Origin of the sequence: Rhodococcus pyridinivorans (assembly GCF_900105195.1) — a bacterium.
Lineage (GTDB): Bacteria > Actinomycetota > Actinomycetes > Mycobacteriales > Mycobacteriaceae > Rhodococcus > Rhodococcus pyridinivorans.
Map to the genome: position 1 here is coordinate 1 of NZ_FNRX01000003.1, position 18,193 is coordinate 18,193.

The 18,193-nt window shown below is 65.4% G+C and carries 19 protein-coding genes and 1 pseudogene; 11 read left to right on the forward strand and 9 right to left on the reverse strand.

Annotated features, from left to right (window positions below):
• The 4 genes and pseudogenes from BLV31_RS23885 to BLV31_RS23900 all read right to left on the reverse strand — a co-directional run.
• Nucleotides 1-285: pseudogene (locus BLV31_RS23885) on the reverse strand (DUF3560 domain-containing protein); the annotation flags it as partial.
• A gap of 76 nt (nucleotides 286-361) precedes the next feature.
• Complete coding sequence (locus BLV31_RS23890; RefSeq protein ID WP_064061398.1) at nucleotides 362-577, reverse strand: hypothetical protein; 216 nt, start codon at nucleotides 575-577, stop codon at nucleotides 362-364.
• Between the two features lie 26 nt (nucleotides 578-603).
• Nucleotides 604-744: a hypothetical protein gene (locus BLV31_RS23895; RefSeq protein ID WP_254778519.1), complete on the reverse strand. Its 141-nt coding sequence runs from the start codon at nucleotides 742-744 to the stop codon at nucleotides 604-606.
• A gap of 761 nt (nucleotides 745-1,505) precedes the next feature.
• Nucleotides 1,506-2,318 (reverse strand): DUF2637 domain-containing protein, encoded by an 813-nt coding sequence (locus BLV31_RS23900; RefSeq protein WP_248846275.1) that lies wholly within the window; start codon nucleotides 2,316-2,318, stop codon nucleotides 1,506-1,508.
• Between the two features lie 465 nt (nucleotides 2,319-2,783).
• Between BLV31_RS23900 and BLV31_RS23905 the strand changes: the two genes are divergently transcribed.
• Complete coding sequence (locus tag BLV31_RS23905; protein WP_139193018.1) at nucleotides 2,784-3,434, forward strand: hypothetical protein; 651 nt, start codon at nucleotides 2,784-2,786, stop codon at nucleotides 3,432-3,434.
• An 87-nt stretch (nucleotides 3,435-3,521) separates the two neighbouring features.
• Here BLV31_RS23905 and BLV31_RS23910 read toward each other — a convergent pair whose 3' ends face one another.
• On the reverse strand, nucleotides 3,522-3,779 hold the full coding sequence (locus tag BLV31_RS23910; protein ID WP_064061401.1) for a ParB family protein: 258 nt from the start codon (nucleotides 3,777-3,779) through the stop codon (nucleotides 3,522-3,524).
• On the reverse strand, nucleotides 3,776-4,051 hold the full coding sequence (locus BLV31_RS23915; protein ID WP_064061402.1) for a ParB family protein: 276 nt from the start codon (nucleotides 4,049-4,051) through the stop codon (nucleotides 3,776-3,778). Before BLV31_RS23915 ends, BLV31_RS23910 begins: the two co-directional genes overlap by 4 nt.
• Before the next feature lie 186 nt (nucleotides 4,052-4,237).
• On the opposite strand from BLV31_RS23915, the gene BLV31_RS23920 reads away from it, so the two are divergent.
• Together BLV31_RS23920 and BLV31_RS23925 are read left to right on the forward strand one after the other, a co-directional pair.
• Nucleotides 4,238-5,125 carry a replication initiation protein gene (locus BLV31_RS23920; protein ID WP_029547303.1) on the forward strand — a complete coding sequence of 296 codons (888 nt, stop codon included), beginning with the start codon at nucleotides 4,238-4,240 and terminating at the stop codon, nucleotides 5,123-5,125.
• Nucleotides 5,122-5,385: a sigma factor-like helix-turn-helix DNA-binding protein gene (locus BLV31_RS23925; RefSeq protein ID WP_064061403.1), complete on the forward strand. Its 264-nt coding sequence runs from the start codon at nucleotides 5,122-5,124 to the stop codon at nucleotides 5,383-5,385. The genes BLV31_RS23920 and BLV31_RS23925 overlap by 4 nt, the downstream gene beginning before the upstream one ends.
• A gap of 69 nt (nucleotides 5,386-5,454) precedes the next feature.
• On the opposite strand, the gene BLV31_RS23930 is transcribed toward BLV31_RS23925, so the two are convergent.
• Nucleotides 5,455-6,453, reverse strand: coding sequence for a hypothetical protein (locus BLV31_RS23930; protein WP_064061404.1), 999 nt, complete (start codon nucleotides 6,451-6,453; stop codon nucleotides 5,455-5,457).
• A 358-nt stretch (nucleotides 6,454-6,811) separates the two neighbouring features.
• Nucleotides 6,812-6,997, reverse strand: coding sequence for a toxin-antitoxin system HicB family antitoxin (locus tag BLV31_RS23935; RefSeq protein ID WP_064061405.1), 186 nt, complete (start codon nucleotides 6,995-6,997; stop codon nucleotides 6,812-6,814).
• Between the two features lie 166 nt (nucleotides 6,998-7,163).
• Here BLV31_RS23935 and BLV31_RS23940 point away from each other — a divergent pair, with 166 nt between their 5' ends.
• The gene (locus BLV31_RS23940; RefSeq protein WP_139193019.1) at nucleotides 7,164-8,372 is read left to right on the forward strand and encodes a GAF domain-containing protein; all 1,209 of its coding nucleotides are present in this window, start codon (nucleotides 7,164-7,166) and stop codon (nucleotides 8,370-8,372) included.
• Nucleotides 8,373-8,590: 218 nt separating this feature from the next.
• Here BLV31_RS23940 and BLV31_RS23945 read toward each other — a convergent pair whose 3' ends face one another.
• Nucleotides 8,591-9,037, reverse strand: coding sequence for a helix-turn-helix domain-containing protein (locus tag BLV31_RS23945; protein ID WP_064061406.1), 447 nt, complete (start codon nucleotides 9,035-9,037; stop codon nucleotides 8,591-8,593).
• Nucleotides 9,038-9,572: 535 nt separating this feature from the next.
• On the opposite strand from BLV31_RS23945, the gene BLV31_RS23950 reads away from it, so the two are divergent.
• The 7 genes from BLV31_RS23950 to BLV31_RS23980 all read left to right on the forward strand — a co-directional run bounded on the left by BLV31_RS23950 (nucleotide 9,573) and on the right by BLV31_RS23980 (nucleotide 18,190).
• On the forward strand, nucleotides 9,573-10,856 hold the full coding sequence (locus BLV31_RS23950) for a hypothetical protein (RefSeq protein WP_064061421.1): 1,284 nt from the start codon (nucleotides 9,573-9,575) through the stop codon (nucleotides 10,854-10,856).
• A gap of 233 nt (nucleotides 10,857-11,089) precedes the next feature.
• Nucleotides 11,090-11,623 carry a DUF8176 domain-containing protein gene (locus BLV31_RS23955; protein WP_248846276.1) on the forward strand — a complete coding sequence of 178 codons (534 nt, stop codon included), beginning with the start codon at nucleotides 11,090-11,092 and terminating at the stop codon, nucleotides 11,621-11,623.
• Between the two features lie 32 nt (nucleotides 11,624-11,655).
• On the forward strand, nucleotides 11,656-13,599 hold the full coding sequence (locus BLV31_RS23960) for a cutinase family protein (protein ID WP_248846277.1): 1,944 nt from the start codon (nucleotides 11,656-11,658) through the stop codon (nucleotides 13,597-13,599).
• A gap of 154 nt (nucleotides 13,600-13,753) precedes the next feature.
• Nucleotides 13,754-15,358: a peptidoglycan DD-metalloendopeptidase family protein gene (locus BLV31_RS23965; RefSeq protein WP_248846278.1), complete on the forward strand. Its 1,605-nt coding sequence runs from the start codon at nucleotides 13,754-13,756 to the stop codon at nucleotides 15,356-15,358.
• A gap of 135 nt (nucleotides 15,359-15,493) precedes the next feature.
• Entirely contained in the window at nucleotides 15,494-16,069 is a 576-nt protein-coding gene (locus BLV31_RS23970; RefSeq protein WP_248846279.1) for a hypothetical protein, read from the forward strand.
• Complete coding sequence (locus BLV31_RS23975; protein ID WP_064061411.1) at nucleotides 16,066-16,665, forward strand: RAD23 family protein; 600 nt, start codon at nucleotides 16,066-16,068, stop codon at nucleotides 16,663-16,665. Before BLV31_RS23970 ends, BLV31_RS23975 begins: the two co-directional genes overlap by 4 nt.
• Before the next feature lie 10 nt (nucleotides 16,666-16,675).
• Nucleotides 16,676-18,190, forward strand: coding sequence for a MinD/ParA family ATP-binding protein (locus tag BLV31_RS23980; protein WP_064061422.1), 1,515 nt, complete (start codon nucleotides 16,676-16,678; stop codon nucleotides 18,188-18,190).
• Nucleotides 18,191-18,193: the final 3 nt, after the last annotated feature.

The following is an 18,193-nucleotide window of genomic DNA, read 5'->3' on the forward strand; positions in this document are numbered from 1 at the left end:
GCGGTGGGTCAGACGCTCGTTGTGGTCGTGGTGGGCGTCGGTGCCGTCGCGGAGGGTGGTGTCGATGTCGGTTTCGACGTCGTGTCCGGCGGCGCGCAGGGCGGCGGCGGTGTGTTCGATGCGGGCGAGGTGGGGGGCGCGGTCGCGGCTGTGGGGGATGTACCAGGCGGTGATGCTGCGTCCCCATTTCCAACCTGCGGTTTTGAGGATCGGGGCGGTGCCGTCGCCTTTGCTGGTGCCGTCGATGATCGTGCCCGCTGTGGGGGTGTGCGTGATGGTGAGCATGTGCGCGTTTCCTGTTCGGGTCGGTAGTGCGCGCCGGTGGGGAGTCGCGGTGACTCCCACCGGCGCGGAGGGTGGATCAGTACTCGGCGATGAAGACAGGCCAGTGGGGGTCTGGGCGGGTGGTCCAGCGGAGGATCGTCCGCCAGTAGGTGGTGGTCCGGTAGGCGCGTTCCTCGTGGTGGGGGCACATGACCCACTCGCCGTCGGTGTGGGTGGCTTTGGTGGTGCAGCCGTTGTAGTCGCACCACTGGTCGGGAAGCTCGAGTGTCTGGACGGGGGCGGGAGTGGTCATCGCGTCTTTCCTTCCGGGGTGGTCGGTCAGCTGAGGCCGGATTCGATTGCGGCGCTGATTTCGTCCTCGGTCATGCCTGCGGCACGGGCGGCGGCCTTGGTGTCGCGGGACTCGGCCAGGACTACGGAGATGCCCTTGCCGGTCGAGATGTTTCTCGAGCAGGGCATCGATGTCGCGGCCGAGGTTGTGGAGCTTCGCGATGATCTCTTCCTTGGTCATGACTCTAGTTTACATCTGTTTTGATGCTTTTTCGATGTTTTGTTGCTAATTTTTTGGTGCTTTTCTGGTGATGCCGGTCACACGTTTTTAGGCTATGACCTGCGGTTTTGCGGGTGTATCGGGGGTTCGGTGGCGGTGGTGGAGCGGGTACCTCGGTCGGTCGGTGCTGCGCTGGTGAACCGGGCGCGGTGACTGCCGGGCAAGGGCGGGTTTTCCCTTGCTCGGTGGTCGGCGGGTCCGGTAGGGCCGTGCGGGGTGACCGGGCGCGGTGCACGCGGAGCGCGGGAACCTTGGGAGGGAGGGACAGGGGTCCGGGGGCGGAGCCCCTGGGGATCGGTAGAGCCGATGCTCACGGCAGACGAGCCGGGGCACACTCCTAGCCAGCGCGAGGCGGCACCGTCCGCCGGCCGCGGAGCATACGTTTACCGGCCCCGAGACCAACGAGGCAAAGATCCGCCTGCCACACCGACCCTCGAAGCACACTGCTCGTCGACACCCGAGACGACCCGAAGGGGGTCCGGGGGCGAATCGCCCCTGGTCAACGCCGCAAATGCGGCTCGGCGCACCGATCCGGGGACGATTCCCGAGTTCGATACGCCGAGGTGAGGCTGGCAGGCATCAGACGTGGACATTTTTTGATGTCGGCCTGATCTTTTATTGATTCAGATTTGAAGCTGAAAAGTTGTTTTTTTCGATGGTCTTGTGATGCTCAGATGGTGACGGAGGTGTCGGCCTCGGAGAGCCATCGGTAGACGGTGGCGACGGAGCGGTCGACTTCTTGGGCGATGACGGGCACGTCCACTCCGGCCTGGCGTCGAGTCAGTGCCCACTCGCGACGTTCCTCGTGGGAGTGGAAGGTCGGGATGCGGGTGGCGTCGAGGTGCGCGCCGGGTAGGTGGGGCAGTGGCACCTCGAGCTGTCGAGTGAGAGCGTCAGAGGTCGCGGTGCGAGTCGGTTGCGCGGCTGGGGTCTCGTTCGCAGTCCTGGCTGCGGCACGGTTCTCAGTGATGGTCGTGACGTGAGTCTTGGATGCGGTCGCGTTCTCGTTCGCGGTCTCACGGCGCGGCTGTGTCGCGGGCACGGATTCGATGTGAGTCTCGGCGGGGCTCTCGGTGGGCGCGGCGGTGCGACGGCCGAGAACGGTCAGCGCGTGGGTGGACGCGAGCAGTGAGATCGGCGGGAGTGTGGCGATCACGGCAGCGAGAACGGAGTTGAAGCCCGGCGTCGTGGTGAGAACGGCGTGGATCGCGTTTCCTGCGATCGAGACGGTGGCGGCGCCGATGAGAATCTTCCAGAAGAATCGTCGCGCCCGGTGGTCGTGACGTCGGGAGACGACTCCCATCGTTGCTTGCAGGATCGTTCCGTCGACGATGACGGGGAACAGGAAGGCGATCTCTCTCGGTTGGCCGGCCTGGATGCACAGGTCTCGCAGTGCGAGGAAGCTGAGAATGAACGCGGCCGCCCCGATTCCTACGGTGATGGTCACGCCTGCGAACCACATGGATCCGCTGACGGCGGTCACGGTGGCAGGTTCCGAGTTCTTCTCGTTCTTATGGCACTTCGTCGCTATCATAGCGTCCATAATAACAATGGGAACTATGAAATGAGAAGTGGTTTCTTATGTGAGAGTTTCAGGTCACGGTGAGTTCTTGTCTTGAGAATTGCGGCCGAGGTAACTGGTCGCGACCGCGAGATTGGAGCAAGTCGAGACTCACACAGCGAGCAGGACTGGCCTTCCTTCCCTGTTGGCCCGTCTCTTGCGTAACGGTGGTGGCGAGGTCCCCGAGGCCCGGCGGTAGGTATGCCGGTCGGTCGATGTCGCGTTCTTTGAGGTCGACGGTCCGGTTAGCTGGGCGGCCCGATCGGGCTCACGTCAGGTAGTCCTTCAAAGCGGTGGGTAGGTTTCGTCGCGACGGAAACACTCCACGATCAAAACACGGTATTCCAAGGATGCGCGATGATCACCGCACAGTGACCGGAGGACTACATGACTGAATCAGCATCGCCCGCAACCGCGATGTCCACATTGAACACACCCGCGTATGTCGTGGCCGGAATGGCGAGCATCGCCGTGATCGTCGGAAGTCTCGGACCGTGGGGGATACTGCAGAATCCGCTGGCCTCGGCCACTTTCAGTGGCACTGACAGCTCGGACGGAAAGCTCACCCTCATCGCTGCGGGAATTGCCGGAACGGGCTTGCTGGTGCGTGCATCGTGGAATTCTTCGGTGCCGCTGATCGTGGCGCTTCTCGCTGGAGCCTTATGCGCGCTGGTCGGATTCACCGACTTGTTCAGAGGTAACGCAATGTTCGCCGAGTCCGGTGACGTGTTCGCCTCGATTGGGTGGGGCCTGTGGTTGGTGTGCATTGGATCGGTTGCGTTGCTACTGGGGCTTATCTTGTGTTTGCTCCCGCAGATCGCAGAGGCATTCGGATCCTCGGCACAGACCACAGACGTACGGAACCCTTCGGCGCAGGAGCCATCGATGCGGAAAGGCCAGGTCAAGGCCACCAGATCAGCTTGGTACAGCCGTGTCGAGGCTTCGGACCGATGGGGGTACGTGATTGTTGCAACGTGCTGCCTGACGACAGTGGCCCTTCTCATTTGGGCATTCAGTGTCAGAGCACCGTGGGAGTGAATTATCGCCAGCGCAAGGCGTCAATTGAGTTCCGTCGCGTCGACAGGGCCAGCTCTCAAGGGTTCGGGAGACTACGGTCCCGTCGCTTCAAGCACGGTTCCATCGACCGACGCCGGTCTGGGAAGTGGATTTGATCTCTCCGGCGGACGGGACGTCCCAGGGGCGGCCGTTGTTGTGTTCGGTTTCGAGCCGTTCGATTGTCTCGAGGACGGCTGCCTCGAGAAATTCGCTCAAGGTGCTCGGCGGAAGGATGGCGCGGGTGCCGAGGTAGGCGGCGCGGATGCGTTCGGCTTGGTCGGTGTGGAACCCGAGTTTGAGTCGCGGTGTGCGTGACGCCTCGGTCATTGCTGCTGGTCCTGTTTTCCTGGGTGGCCGGGGGCGTTGCGTCCGACGCCGGTCTGGGAGAGGGATTTGAGTTCGCTGCGGCTGGGGGTGCGCCAGGGTCGGCCGTCGTTGTGTTCGGCTTCGAGGCGTTCGATGGCCTCGACCAGCAAGGTGGTGATGAACTCGCTGAGGGTGGCCGGGGGCAGGATGGCGCGGGTGCCGACGTAGGCGGCGCGGATCCGGTCGGCGTCGGCTTCGCTGATGTCGAAGGCCATGCGCTTCTTCCCGGTCATGGTTCTCATCGTAACTTCGGTACGTGTGTCGTCGACTCTGTCATGAGGGGAGAGGTTCGAGGTGTGGAAGGGAGCTGCCGGGGCGGATACCTGATATGGCTTGGCATGACCTACCCGAATAATCTCTGTATATGGCTCGGCGTGTCCTACCCGAATAGTCGATCTTGGTAGTGCACAGTACTCGGCATGGAAACCGTGGGGGAGTCCCTTCTCACTGACGAGCAGTGGGGAAACGAGGTGCTCCTGCCGCATCGGCCGTTCGCGACGAACCAACTCGAGCACGGTCAGTACCGAATGAGCCGTGACCAGGCATTGATGATGCGCTACATCCAGCACTCTCCACACGCGTTGCTCGGATCGATCGTCATCGACTGTGACCACCCCGATGCGGCGATGCGGGCGTTCGAGAAACCGTCGGATCATCCGACGCCGAGCTGGGTCGCGCAGTCTCCCTCCGGGCGGGCGCACCTGGGTTGGTGGCTGGGCGATCATCGAGTCTGCCGTACCGACTCGGCGCGGTTGACTCCGCTGCGCTACGCCCATCGCATCGAGCGAGGTCTGTGTATCTCCGTCGGTGGGGACTTCTCCTACGGTGGGCAGCTGACCAAGAACCCGATCCACCCTGAATGGGAAACCATTTACGGTCCAGCGGATCCCTACTCGTTGCGGGATCTGGCGACCATCTACACACCTCGTCAGGCCCCGCGCCGGCCCGACCGCTCCGTGGGTCTGGGCCGCAATGTGACGATGTTCGACACTGCCCGTAAGTGGGCGTACCCACAGTGGTGGCACCATCGTCATGACACCGTCGACCAGTGGCTTCAACTGGTTCTTCAGCGTTGTCACGGAATCAACAGCGAGTTCGCCGACCCTCTTCCTTTCATCGAGGTCCGTGCCACGGCGTACTCCATCGGCAAGTGGATCTGGCGTAACTTCGACGAGGGGACGTTCCGGGCGCGCCAGGCAGCACGTGGCAGCAAGGGGGGCAAGGTCATGAGCTCCGCCAAACGGGAAGCAAACAGGAAGCGGGCCACCAAGTTCGATTTGGCGACAGCATTGGAGTTTGCGCAATGAGTGGCAGCGCCCAGGCACAACAACGTCGGTCGATCACCGCAAAGGAACTGGCACGCCGGCTCGGCTCGTCGGAGCGCACTGCACGTCGTCTGATTGCCGAACCCCGAGACCAATTCCTCGAACGCGCAGAACGTCGACGCAAGCAGGTGGTCGAACTTCGCGAGCAGGGGATGAAGTACCGCGAGATCGCCGAGGAACTGAAGATATCGATCGGAGCGGTGGGTCGGATATTGCATGATGCCCGCAAGCTCGAGGGGTAGGAGCGGCTTCCGCGTGAAACGATTCGATTCCCCTTCGCCGCTGCGGTGCTGACCGGAGCGAGCATTTCTTCAGTAGTGGTTCCGGTCGAAGCGGTCCCCGCGGGTCCGGGTGCGCATGCCCAAGCGCTGGAACAGTATCTGCCGGATCTCGGCGAGAGCGGTGGCACGGGTGTCGTCGCTGGCCGGAGGGTGAGCAGCACGCCGGTCGAGTTCGGCGCGACGTTCGGCGGCGCGGCGGTCCTGGATCTCAGTGCGGCGCTCGGTGGGGGTAGGCCCTGACCACACGTCGGCGAGGGCGCGGAGCTGCCAGCGCAGGAAGGCGGTCGGGGACGTCAGGTGTGGAAGGGTGCGGTCGCGGCGGAACTCGGTGATCTGGTCGGCGATGTCGTCGCCGGTCCATCGGGTGGTGTCGATGCCTGCGGCGGTCAGGGCGTCGGCGATCGCTCCGACGTGGTGATGGGTGGTTCCGGGGACGTAGTGGCCATTCCGGTCCACGCCGCGGTATTCGGGCATCGTGGGACCGAGTCGGTCGGCCAGGCGCGCTGCGGCGATCTGAGCGTGTAGGGGTCGTGGGCCGCCCGGGGTTTTCGAGGAAGCTCGGGCGCGGCGCGTAGCGCGCGCGTTGGTGATTACTTGAGAACGAGAGATACCTGTAGAACCCAAAGGGTTCTCCGGTAGATCCGCATGATTCGGAAACTGGGGATAAACAGAAGAGGTGGCAGTGAACTTGCTGGTCAAGGCCCACACGGAAGCTGCGCGAAGTTGCTTTCCGCCGTGGGTGAGGCTGGCTTCGATGCGTTCGGCGATGGTGAGGTAGCGGCCGCGGACGAGTTCGACGGCGGCTCCGATGCGGCGAAGGATCTGGCGGGCTCGGTCGAGGACGTCGGTGCTGATGCCGGCGTATTCGGCGAGGGTGTCGCGGGCGGCGGTGAGGCTGCGGCCGGTGGATTCGTCGGCGTAAGCGGCGTGAGCGTTGGCGGCGGCGATGAACTTGTCCGGGGCGATGCGGTGCTCGTGGCAGATCTTGATGCCGGTCTCGCTGCGGGCGAAGGTGATGATCTGGCGCATCCATCCGGCGCGGGAGTCCCAGACGGGGATGGGGGAGTAGGCACCATCGGAAACATGCAGGTTGTAGCTGCCGCGACGGCGACCACGGCGGGTCTTGGGAGTAGCGCGAGCGGCGTGTGCGCTCCGTTGAGGGCGACACGCGGGTGTGTGATTTGAGGCGGAAGTTGGCCCAAACGAGCAGCGCTCGCTAATATGCATAACGAAGACTTTCTGGTGAGAAAGTTCGAGTGGCCCGAGAGAGTTTGGCGACTGGCTCGGTCACATATTCGGTTTGGAAGACCCCTCGCTTGGCAGGCGGGGGGTTTTCTGCATCTGAGGGCGGTCTAGTTGGCGGCTAGCGGCCCCTCGCTGGTGACGTTTACACGGCCACCGCCTTGATCTCGCGGGCAAGGTCCGGTCGACCGGCTTGCAGTGCGAGCAGGTCGGCGACGTACTGAGACAGCGCGACCTTGGCGTCCTTGGCATCGTTGCGGAGCTGTTCGTGCAGCTCAGCGGGGATACGTAGAGTCATCGCAGCGCGGTCGCCTTTGTGCGGCTGTGCCATGCGTAAACCCCCGTTCTTCAAGATCGGCCCGTTGAATCTGACTCAGGTTAGCGGCTGAGAGGGCGGATGTCAGTTACCCCCGTAAATCGGCGTGGCGCGTGTCGACTCGTGGGACGACAGCATAGGTCTGAGCCGGGACCCCCAGCTGCGTTGTGTACTGCGGATGGTGGGTGCTGCAGCTGTGGTCGCTCCGTCCGGGGTTATTGCGGGACGAGCCACGGGTGGAGGGGCCAGCGCTTGCTTCGAAGAAAGGAGTAGTCGGCAGGTAGGTTCCCTGGGGCAGCTGCACTGTGCCTACGGCTGGGGAGGTTATAAGTTAATCGTGATTCTCAACGAGTGGCATCTGGTCGAGACGTTGGTAGACGGTGAGATGTCCGTTGTCAGCTGCGGCGGCACGGTCAAGGATTGGGCGTCGGTGACCCGGCATGTTCAGCCGGCTCCGGACCTTCCGGTCACGCCGATCGTCGACGAAGTGGTTCGCACTCGTCGTCCGGTCACGATCGATCTGTGCTCACGTAAGGAAGCGCAGAAGGCGTTCCACATCAAAGCGCTGCCCGTTCTCGGCCCGAGTGGGGAGGCACACGGCGTCCAGGTGTGGGTGGGAGAGTCCGGCCGGGTCCCCGGCCCGCCTCGGATCGCAGCCGGGATTGCGTGGAATCTCGAGCGGATGGTGATCGGTCAGACGATCGAAGCATCGATGATGTCCGGGGTGCTCCCTGAGGAGCACGTGCCGGAGCGAACTCCGGCGGAGTACATCGCCAATGCGGTGAAATTCGATGATTCGGCGTCGTTGTTCGAGCTGAGCATCGAGCCGGTGCATGGTCGTCGGTGGGCGGCTCCCGTATCGGTTCTGCACGCGGACGGTCGGGTGATGCGTTGGTACTGCTGGGGCAAGGGGTGCACTGATCCGGGCAACGTGGGATTGCGGCTGCTGTGGCACGACGTCTCCGATACGACGTCACCGGAGTTGCCGACACTGAGCGAGCTGGGAATGCAGGAGATGCTGCGGTCTGCGGAGGTCTACACCGGTGTCTTTGTCGCCGACCTCGCGGTTCTGGTGATGTGGCTACCGGACGCTCCGCCATGGGTGTTCTGGCGAAATATCAAGAGTGGAAACGAGATCGTGCATCCCGACGACCGGCATGTACTGGCCGACGCGCTGGCAACGTTCCGTTCGGGTAATACCGCTTCTCGGTGCGTCCGCGCCCGTCTGCGTTCGGAATCAGGTTGGCAAGCAGCGCATTTGTCGATCAGCCCGTATCCCGGTCCACTCAGTGACCGTCTCGTGCTCGTTCGAGTTTCAACGATTCCGGACGAATTCGATTTGCTCACAGAGGATTTGCAGGGTTCTGATCGGGGCATGTCGGGCAGGTAGGTTGGCCCCGGACTATCTGCCGTGGTCTGGTAATTTGTCTTCCGCGTCCCCTTCTGTGGGGATTTCCCGGGGCTTGTCCACTCGGTCCTGGATGTAGCACAGCCGGTTTCGGCCGCCTCCGCATGCCCGCGCGAGGCGGGCTGCTATCTCTGCGGGGGGAGAGATTAGACGTGGTGATCCGTATTTGTCGTGCGTCGACACACAGCGTGTCGCGCGTGTCAGACGGGTGCGCCCGGCGGCCGGGTTCGGGTCCGTTCGTAGGCGGCGCGGACCTCGGCTGTGTCCACTTCCAGAGCTTGGGCCAGTCGTTCGGCCACCGGCTCTCGCAGTACGGTTTCCCCCAGCTCGAGGCTGCTGAGCGAGGCTGTGGAAATGCCTGCTTGCAGCGCCAGCTGGGGCTGGGTCAGGCCGGCCTGGACGCGCAGATCGCCCAGATACCGGTCGTGCGGGGGTATCCGCACCAGCTCGGACATCGGAACGTCGAGGGCGGCAGCGACACGGGCCAGACGGTCCACCTGCGGGGTCGCCTGCCCGGATTCCCAGGCACGCACGGCCGCCACGCTCACTTCGGCAAATCTCGCCAGGTCACCACGGGTGTAACCCTTCTCCGTCCGCAGATCGATCAGCCTCTCGCGGTCGAATCCCCGAAGAGGCCGTCTCGTCATGCCCGAAACCTTTCCACGAGCCATAACACTGCCCTACAGGAATGGCTTGCGTCATCTTCCACTGTAATAGATTTTGCTGTAGTATTCCGGAATAGAGTTTCAATGAAGGGTTTTGTGGGGAAGGGGGTAACGATCAGCTGAGCCGAGGAGCGTCTGGCCCGGCAATCAGCGCGAGCCACGGTGAGGCCACCGGCAAAGGGAAACCCCCGGACACGTGTCAGTGATTGGCGTCGGTGTCACGTATCCGGGGTTGAACCACCTACGTAACAACCCATCCGGGCTGACTACGCAAGCTCGGGCACCAGGTCACTACGGACGAGAGCCCACTTCCTTGTCGGGCGCTGCTGCTCTGGCGTTACTCGACTGTGCGCGCCGGGCAGCAGCGTTCCCGCACCTAGCCGGCGCTGCCGACACGTGCACAAGCGGACTACCTCTCTGTGGTGACCACCCGATCTTCTCGGCCCTGACGGATCCCTGTCTCGCTCAGGTCCTTCACGCATTCGGGATTCGATTCATTCGCAGAAAGGCGATGTACATGTCCGTATCCAACGAAGATCAGCTGGTTTCCGGCACCGGCAGACACCGGCGCCGCCGAACGACCAGTGCGGTGCTCAGCACCGCGACTCTGGCACCGGCGGCAGCCGGGTTGCTCATTGCTTTTGCGCCGACGGCAGCAGCAGCGCCGACCGGCGACTCCGGCGGCGGGCAGGCGGGCATCACGTCCCCGCCGCAGTCCGGTGGTGGGCAGGCGGGCATCACCTCCACGCCCCCCTCGACTTCTGCTCCTGCACCCTCGGCTCCTGATCCACAGCCCGCCGAGAACTTCTGGGTAGCGCCTCCGGCCGAGTACAACCGCGGCACCCGCGCCTACAACCCGCAGACCGGCGGCGGTGTGTCGATGGCGCAGTACAACGGCTATTCGGGCGGCGACAACTCCGTCTACTCCGGCTACTCCGGTTACAGCGTTCCTGCTCCGCAGGCGCCGGTCGTGGTCGAAGGCCCGACCCTGCCGATCGAGGCTCCGGTCAACAAGATGCGTTTCGGCCGGGTGATCTTCGACCAGCCGAACTGGGTCTCGGACGTCGATGCCGAAAAGACCAATCGCACGACCGCAGTGGTCGAGGCGATGGTCACCGACTACCACCGGTCGACCGGCGTGGAGACCGAAGAGGCCGAAAAGATCGCCTCGGCCCAGGTCGCAGGCACGGCTGTAGGTGCAGCGACCGGATTCGGCACCGGCTGCCTCGCGGCTGGTGTCCCGACCGCACTGGCAGTGGGCACGGTCGCGGGCATCGTCGGGGCGGGAGCAGGCACGATGGTGCCCCTGCCGATTCCGGGGGTTGCTCCCGTGACCTCGGGCGTTGCCGCTACCGCCGCTGGTGCGGCGGCCGGATTCGGCGTCGGATGCGCGGTCGGTGGCGGACTCGGCGCACTCGGCGGCGGTCTGGCCGGGTACGGGGTCGGCACGGCTTACGGCGCGGGCGAGGATGCCACGCCGATCGAGACCGAGGTGCCCGATATCGAGGCCGAACAGGTCACCGAACAGGTCGACACCACGCTCGCGCAGTGGTCGGAGGATCCCATCGGTGCGGCTGCTGCCGACGCTGTGCAGACCTTCGCCACCGAGACCGCACCTGCGATCGATGAGCAGGTCCGCGACTTCGTTCAGGCACAGCCCGGCGGCGAGCAGGTCATCGAACAGGTCGACCAGGCACTCGACTCGTTCTTCACCGACGCGACGCCGGGGCTGGCATCGCGCCTGGTCAGCGAGGCGGTCGGTCTGGGTCTCGGCACGCCCGCACCCGCAGTCGACGCCTGAGTCCAGTCGAAGAGGGAGACGAACCGATGAAGCGGAACGACCGAGCGGGCTCACCTCGGGTGCTCGATGCGACCGCACCTCGCACCCGGATGGTTCGGGAGTCGGTGCCGGTGTCGGTACCGGTGGCCGAAGAGCGCTTTTCCTCCGGGAGAACCGCGTCTACCCGTGAGTCGGCGTCTCGAGTGGTCGCGGCGGCCGATGCCGGTCGCCGCGCCACTCACCCGACCACGCAGGTGACCACGCGCCGCCCTGCCGGGAAGGGACTGACCTATGCCGGCCTCGGCCTCGCGGCCGTGGCCGTCGTGGGACTGGCCGGCTGGAGCATCACCGCTTTCGTCGGCGGCGGTGACGACGACGCGGACTTCGGTGGCCTGGTCCCGGACACCGCAACCGCTGCGCCGACCGCGGCCGCGGCAGCGGCAGATGATCCGTGCTCGCCTGGCGAGGGTGACCAACTCTCCGGCGAAGGGGTGATCGCGGCGCTCGAACACCGCTATTACCTGCTGCGTTCGGGTGAGTCGGTGCGGGAGTTGATGGCCCCTGATGCGCCGTTGCCCGAAGCGGCAATGATCCAGCAGGGCATCGACACCGTGCCGCTGGGGACCACGCACTGCCTCGAGGTCACGGCCATCGGGCCGAACACCTACAGCGCGCAGATCACCGAGGTCCGCCCGGATCGGCGCAACGAGTTCAAACAGCGCATCACAACGACCACGGCCGAGGACGGCCGAGTGATGATCCGCTCCATCGAAGAGGTCGGGGCATGAGGAAAGCAAGTCTCGCTCTGGCAGCGGCAGCAGTGACCACCGCGGCCGCGGTGAGCACACCGACAGTTGCTCACGCAGCGGAGACGAACGGGTGTGCGCGCACGATCGCGCTGATGATTCCCGGCACGACGGAAACGTCCGCTCATGCTGATCCGACCGTGCCGACGGGCATGCTCGCGGCGGTCGGTGACGCACTCGAGCAACGGTTCGGCAAGAACCTCGACGTGGTGTACGTGCCGTATCCGGGCGAGGCGTTCTTCAACGGCACGTCCTATGCCGAATCGAAGTCGCGGGGCGACAAAGCGGCAGCGGAGTTGATGGAACGGTGCCCGTCGTCGAAGTACCTCATCGCCGGGTACAGCCAGGGCGCGCAGATCGGCAACGATCTGGCCGTCAACATCGGCCACGGTCTCGGCCCCGTCACTCCGCAGCAGGTCAAGGCGGTGATTCTGCTCGCTAATCCGAAGCGGGGCACCGAGGGCGCAACGTTGATCGGCCCGCCCCTGAGCGGTCAGGGCATCGCTGGGCCGGCCCCAGAAGGGTTCGGCAAGCTCGCGGGCAAGGTGTTCGACATCTGCCACCCGGACGATGCGTACTGCAACACCGATGGCCAGTCGACGCCGTTCCTGGCGTCTCTGGGCCGGATCATCGCCAATCCGCCGGGAGCGGTCGACGTTTCTGCCGAACTCGCCTCGACTGCATCACCCCAGACTCCGACGATCACCGGCACGTCGACAGTGGCGCAATCCTCCCTGGTCGATGAGCTGTCCTCGCCGGGGACCTGGCGCAACGCGGATCTGTCGGCGGTGTTCGGGGCAGCCTCGCAGCTGGCCGAGTCGGTGTCGTCGCTCGATGCCGCTGGTCCGACGTCGACCACCTCAGCGGCGAACATCGCCCGCATGACGCAGCAGGCGCGGCTGGTGTCGGAGACTTTGACGCCGATCGACCAGGCGCGAGAGTGGATCGACAGCAATCCGGGCGCGCGTGAGACGTTCACCTCGGCTCCCGAGGGATCGCCGGAGGCGACCACGGCGGGCGTGCTCGACATGCTCGAGCAGGTCGATGTCCCGGCAGTGTTGTCGGCCGCCGAAGCGGTGACCGGCGTGAGCACGGCCTTGCTCAAGTCACGGGCCTCGGGCGAGTCGATCGATGTGTCGACGCTGGCAGAGTCGGCAGATGCGCTGGTCGCGGGCCTGTCGCCGTTGGCGGCCTCGGGTCCGGTGGAGTTGCGGACGGCAACGCAGGTGCTTTCGGTGGCCAAGCCGACGACGATCATCAATCAACTGCTGGGCGTCGTCTCCGGCGTGACCTCGGTCGACTATCCGGCGGTGGCGGCCGGGTTGCAGCAGCTTCCGATCAAGATTGCCACCGGCGATGTGCACGGAGCGCACGCGGTCGCGGGGGATCTGAACAATCAGCTCTCCCCGCTGGTGAAGATGGCTGCCGGGGTGGATTTCAAGACACTCTCGCGGCTGGTGGCGATGGTTCCGGACCCGTCCGGCACGGCCGCGATCGCCGCGCTGGTGCTCGATCTGCTCGGCAACGTCGATGTGATTCGCTTGGCCCGCAATGTCGGTGAGATTCAGGAAATCGCCTGGTCGGTGGCCGAAAGCGGGAACGTGCTCGAGCTGTCTCGGCTGATGCCGGTGGCGGTGGAGCTGGCGCAGGTGGCTCTCGGCGTGCTCACCCCGGGCCAGAAGATGAGTCCCGATCAACTGCACGATCCGGGCGATCCGATCGGCTCGCTGATGGCGGTGCAGGCACAGGACAGTGATCTGGCCGGCCTGGGCCAATCGGTGATGACGCTGGCGAGTAGTGACGGTGCGGCAGAGCTGGGGCAGCTGGTGGCCGAAGGATTCACCGCGGCGAGTTTCTACGCCTCGAACTCGCACATTGCGTATCCGAGCTGGTCCCCGGATGGGAAGGACAACGCGATCGACACGATGGTGAACGTTTTCGCCAAGGCGATCGGCTGACGCCGGGCGGTCCTGGTCAGCGGGTGGTGCCGCTGCCAGGACCGGGAGCCTTCCACTAACGCGACATCCGACCTCGGGCGGGCGGATGCGAAGTCACTCACGTGCATGGCCTGGGCGGGCTAGCGACAAGCACTCATGCAAAGGGGGTGAGAACGTGGCTTCTTCGACGACGAAAATTTCGCTAGCAGCCAGCGTCGTGGCCCTGATGGGTGCGCTGGTGATGTGCGGCAGCGACAATCCCGATCCGGACAACTGCCTGCCGACGCAGGGACCGTCCCGGTCACCGAACAACCTGCGTGCTGCCACCGGCAAGAAGGTGCAGCCGATGGTCACCGGCACCTACACGTTCACCTCCGGTTTCGGCCCGCGCTGGGGTACCTCGCACAACGGCATCGACCTGGCAGCACCGATCGGTACGCCCTTCTATGCACCGATCGACGGAATCGTTGTTGCAGCAGGAGATTCCGGCGCGAGCGATGAGAACGGTTTCGACAACTGGATCATCGTCGACTCGGCCACCGCGGACGGGTCGACCATCTCGATGGTCTACGGGCACATGTTCCCGGACGGTGTTCTCGTCTCTGTCGGTGACGAGGTGCGCGCCGGGGATCTGATCGGCCTGGTCGGCAACGCCGGAGGTTCGACCGGACCGCACCTGCATTTCGAGGTCTGGCCCGGGGGCCGACTCGACGGCGGATCTCCGATCGACCCGATGCCGTGGCTGGCCGATGCGGCTGAACTCGACGCCCTGCAACAGCGTCCGACCTCGCCGAATGTGCAGCTGGTCGCGGCCGAGACTTCGCTCGGTGCCGGCTGCACCGGCCTGACGCGCCCCGGCGGACGCTCCCTCGCGCCGGGATCGGTCCCCGAGGAGTTCCGGGAGTGGATCGTCAAGGCGGCTCAGACCTGCGAGGCGATCGACGCTCCTCTACTGGCCTCCCAGCTCTACGCCGAGAACCAGTTCCGCTACGGCCCCTCCTCGCCGGTGTCTCCGGCGGGGGCACGCGGGCCGGGACAGTTCATGCCCGCGACCTGGGCCTCGATCGGTCAGGACTACGACGGTGACGGCGTGGCCGACGTGAATTCCATCGGTGACTCGGTGATGGCCATGGCCGACTACGACTGCCAGATGTGGGAGCAGACGCAGCAGTGGCTCCGCGAGGGGAAAGTCTCAGGTGACGGCACCGAGTTGATGCTCTCGGCCTACAACTGCGGGCCGGGCAACACACTCGCTTCCGGCGGGGTGTGCGGCAACGCGGAGACCACGAGCTACGTCCGCACCATCCTGGCTGGCCGCGCTGACTTCGCCGGTGTCGACCAGCCTCGGCCGCCGTCGGTGAGCGGTTCGCGGGTGGTCGATGCAGCACTCGGATGGCTGGGCACCGATTACGCCTGGGGCGGCGGGGATGCCACCGGCCCGACTCGCGGCATCGCCGATGGCGGTGTCGCCGATGAGCACGGCGACCACAACAAGGTCGGCTTCGACTGCTCGGGCCTGGTCGTGTACGCGGTGGCGCAGGCTACGGACGGAAAAATTGTTCTGCCACACCAGGACTCCGCTCAGGTCAACGATCCCCGAGGGACGCCCGTAACCAAGGCGACGGACTTGCAACCCGGAGACATCGTGCAGCCCTACCCCGGCCACGTGTGGATCTGGATGGGGGACAACAAAGTCGTCGAAGCACCCCAGTCCGGCGAGAAGGTCCGGATCACCGAATGGACGCCCCCGAAGCAGGTCAGAGCCATTCGATTTGGTTGATGCACAACGGATTTCATACGCCAGAACATCGGAAACGATGACACACCAGGAAGGAAACATCACACCGTGAGCGAAGAGTGGGACAAGGCGGAATCGGCCGTCCGCACCCTCGGATCGACCCGGACAGTCCAGGCGATGACGGCCTCGGACCTGCGGGCTTGGGCTGCGGAGAACAACCTGATGACGCGCACCCAGTGGCCGAAGATCAAGCGCGAGCTCTACAAGCAGTTCGATGTGGACTACGACGTCCTGCGAGAACGCGAGCAGCGTGAACGGGCCGAGAAGCTGGCCGCGGCCGCCGCGTCGGCTCCGGTGGTGTCCTTGGCCTCGGCCGGCGACGAACGTGGCTCGTTCGCCGTCGTCGGCGATGCCGACACCAGCGATGTCGCCTGGTACGGCTCGTTCCACAAGGACGATCGGATCTTCCGGCCCGGCGATCAGGACTCGGCGGATGAGGCCAGCGCCGGTAAAGCCGTGTTCCTCGCTGCGAAAGTCCGCGACCACCTCGAGGTCGAGGCGGTTCGGTTGCGTCTGCGGGTGAGCAGTGAACGCATCGACGGGGTGAAACTGGCCGATCTCGCGGCAAAAAAGCAGGTCATCCTCGATCTTGAGGTGACGCCGACGGGCAATCCGGCCGAGCAGTGGTGCCTCGAACCGGGCTACGGCGAATGGCGGGCGATCCGCCTGTCGGATCTGGTGGTGGCCGAATGATCCGCCGACTGGCACTGATCGGTGTCCTCGCCGGAGCCCTAACGGTGGCCGGATGCAGCTCCGAGACCGACCAGGATCAGACCACTACGAACTCGTCGGCACAGCCGTCGTCGACGGAGGCATGGCCTCCCACCGAACCGGCTGCACCCACCGAGCAGTCCACCCCCGCTCCGGCGGCACCGAGTGTGGACACCTCCGATCCGGGCGAGCTCGGCGGCACGGTCGTTGGGACCTGGTTCTCCTATGACACCCGTACCGACACCAATCGCAACGACGCGCCGGTGCGGGCCGCCGATCTGGGCGTGCTGACCAGCGAACTCGACGCGCAGGTCCGCGCCGATGTGCAGATCCCGGTCAAGGCCAGCGGTGAGTGGGCACAGTGGGCGTCGCAGGGCGCGACGGTCACCGCCGTGGCGGTGGAGGTCCCCAACCAGGGACAGGCCAATACCGCGACGAAGTATCACGGCATGTACGAGGTGACCAGCACGGTCACCGATTCCAGCGGCACCGAGATCGGCACAGACGTGCAGTACGTCGCCGTGGTGCTGACCGACAACGGCGACGGATGGCGCGTTTCGTCCGTCACCACCCTGTGAGGTGAGCGTGATGGCTGACATCGCTGACTACAACCACGAACCGACCATCGACCCGCGTCGGCTGCGGCTACGCCCGAACCGTCCCGCTGTCGAACCCGAACCGGCCCCGGCTCCCGAGCCTGTAACCGAGGACATCGCCGATCCGTACGGGGTCGGAGTAGATGCTCTCGCGGCCGTCGACGAGCCGATCACGCCGACAACAATGCCGTCCACCGGGCACGGCGCACTGTTCGACGAGGCCGCCTCACCGGCACTTTCCCAGCCTGCTCAGTGGGGTTGGCGGGGTCGGATCAATGCAGCTCTGGGAACGAAACTGGCCCCGAAGGCGGCATCGGCAGAGACCGGCCACCGGGCGGCGGTCGAAGCGATCCAGCGAACGCTGCCGGGTTCGGGCACGGTCGCTGTGGTCAACACCAAGGGCGGAGCCGGCAAAACTCCGACGTCGATTGCGCTGGCAGCGATGCTCGGTAAGCATCGCGGCCGCGGGGTCGTGGCGGTGGATATGAGCGAGGCCGGCGGCACCCTCGGCATTCGCGCAGCGCGCACCGCACCCATCGAACGCACGGTGTGGGATGTCCTCGACAACGCATCGCGGCTGATGTCGGCCGACGTCGAGGCGGGGGAGCTGGCGGCGTATCTGCGGCTCCAGCCCACCCACGACGAGATCCTGGCCGGGGACACCGATTCTTCCTACGACGACATGCTCGGCGAGGACGAGTGCGCGGCGTTGGGCGCGGTGCTTCGTCGCCATCGCGACCTGCTGATCATCGACACAGCCACCACTCCGCAGGCCGGGGCATGGCAGTGGGCGGTGCGCCACGCCGACGTGCTGGTGGTGCCGCTGCCGATGCGCCGGGACATGGCGCAGCACGCCTACGCGATGCTCGACGGCCTCCGTAAGCGAGGGTTCGAGCATCTGCTGCGCTCTGCGATCGTGCTGCTGTGCGCGACGCCGGGGTCCGATCCGAACCTCGAAACTGCGATTGTCGACGAGTTCGACTCTCTCGGTGTGCAGACCTACGTTCGGGTCCCGTTCGAGCCGGTCTTCGCCACCGGTGAGCGGATCACGCTCGAGGCGTTGTCGCAGAGTTCGATCATCGCGTGGACGAATGTCGCGGCGATGGTGACCGATGCGCTGGCCGAGGCCATCGTCGAGCGGCAGGCCGGATTCCGGCAGCAGGGGGTACCGGCTCCGGCGGTCGCCCCGGAGCCGAATCCGCCGACGTTCGCGGCGGACGTTCCGAGCTTCGTAGCGCCCCGGCCGGCCCCGGCTCCCGAGTCGGTTCCCGCAGCTGAGCCGCCCCTGGCCCCGGTAGTGGAACCCGCTGCCGCTCCTGCTGTCCGGGTGCCTGAGACGGACCCGGCCAGGGACCTGCCCCTGGACTACCGGCCCACCGCCGAGGCGGCGGAAGCGGTCCCCGAACCGGACGCCTCGAGCGAATCCGCTGCTGAGGTGCACCAACCGCCGGCCCCGGCCCGACGGCCGCAACCACCGAAGCCGTCGAGCTTCGATCCCTACGCCTGACCT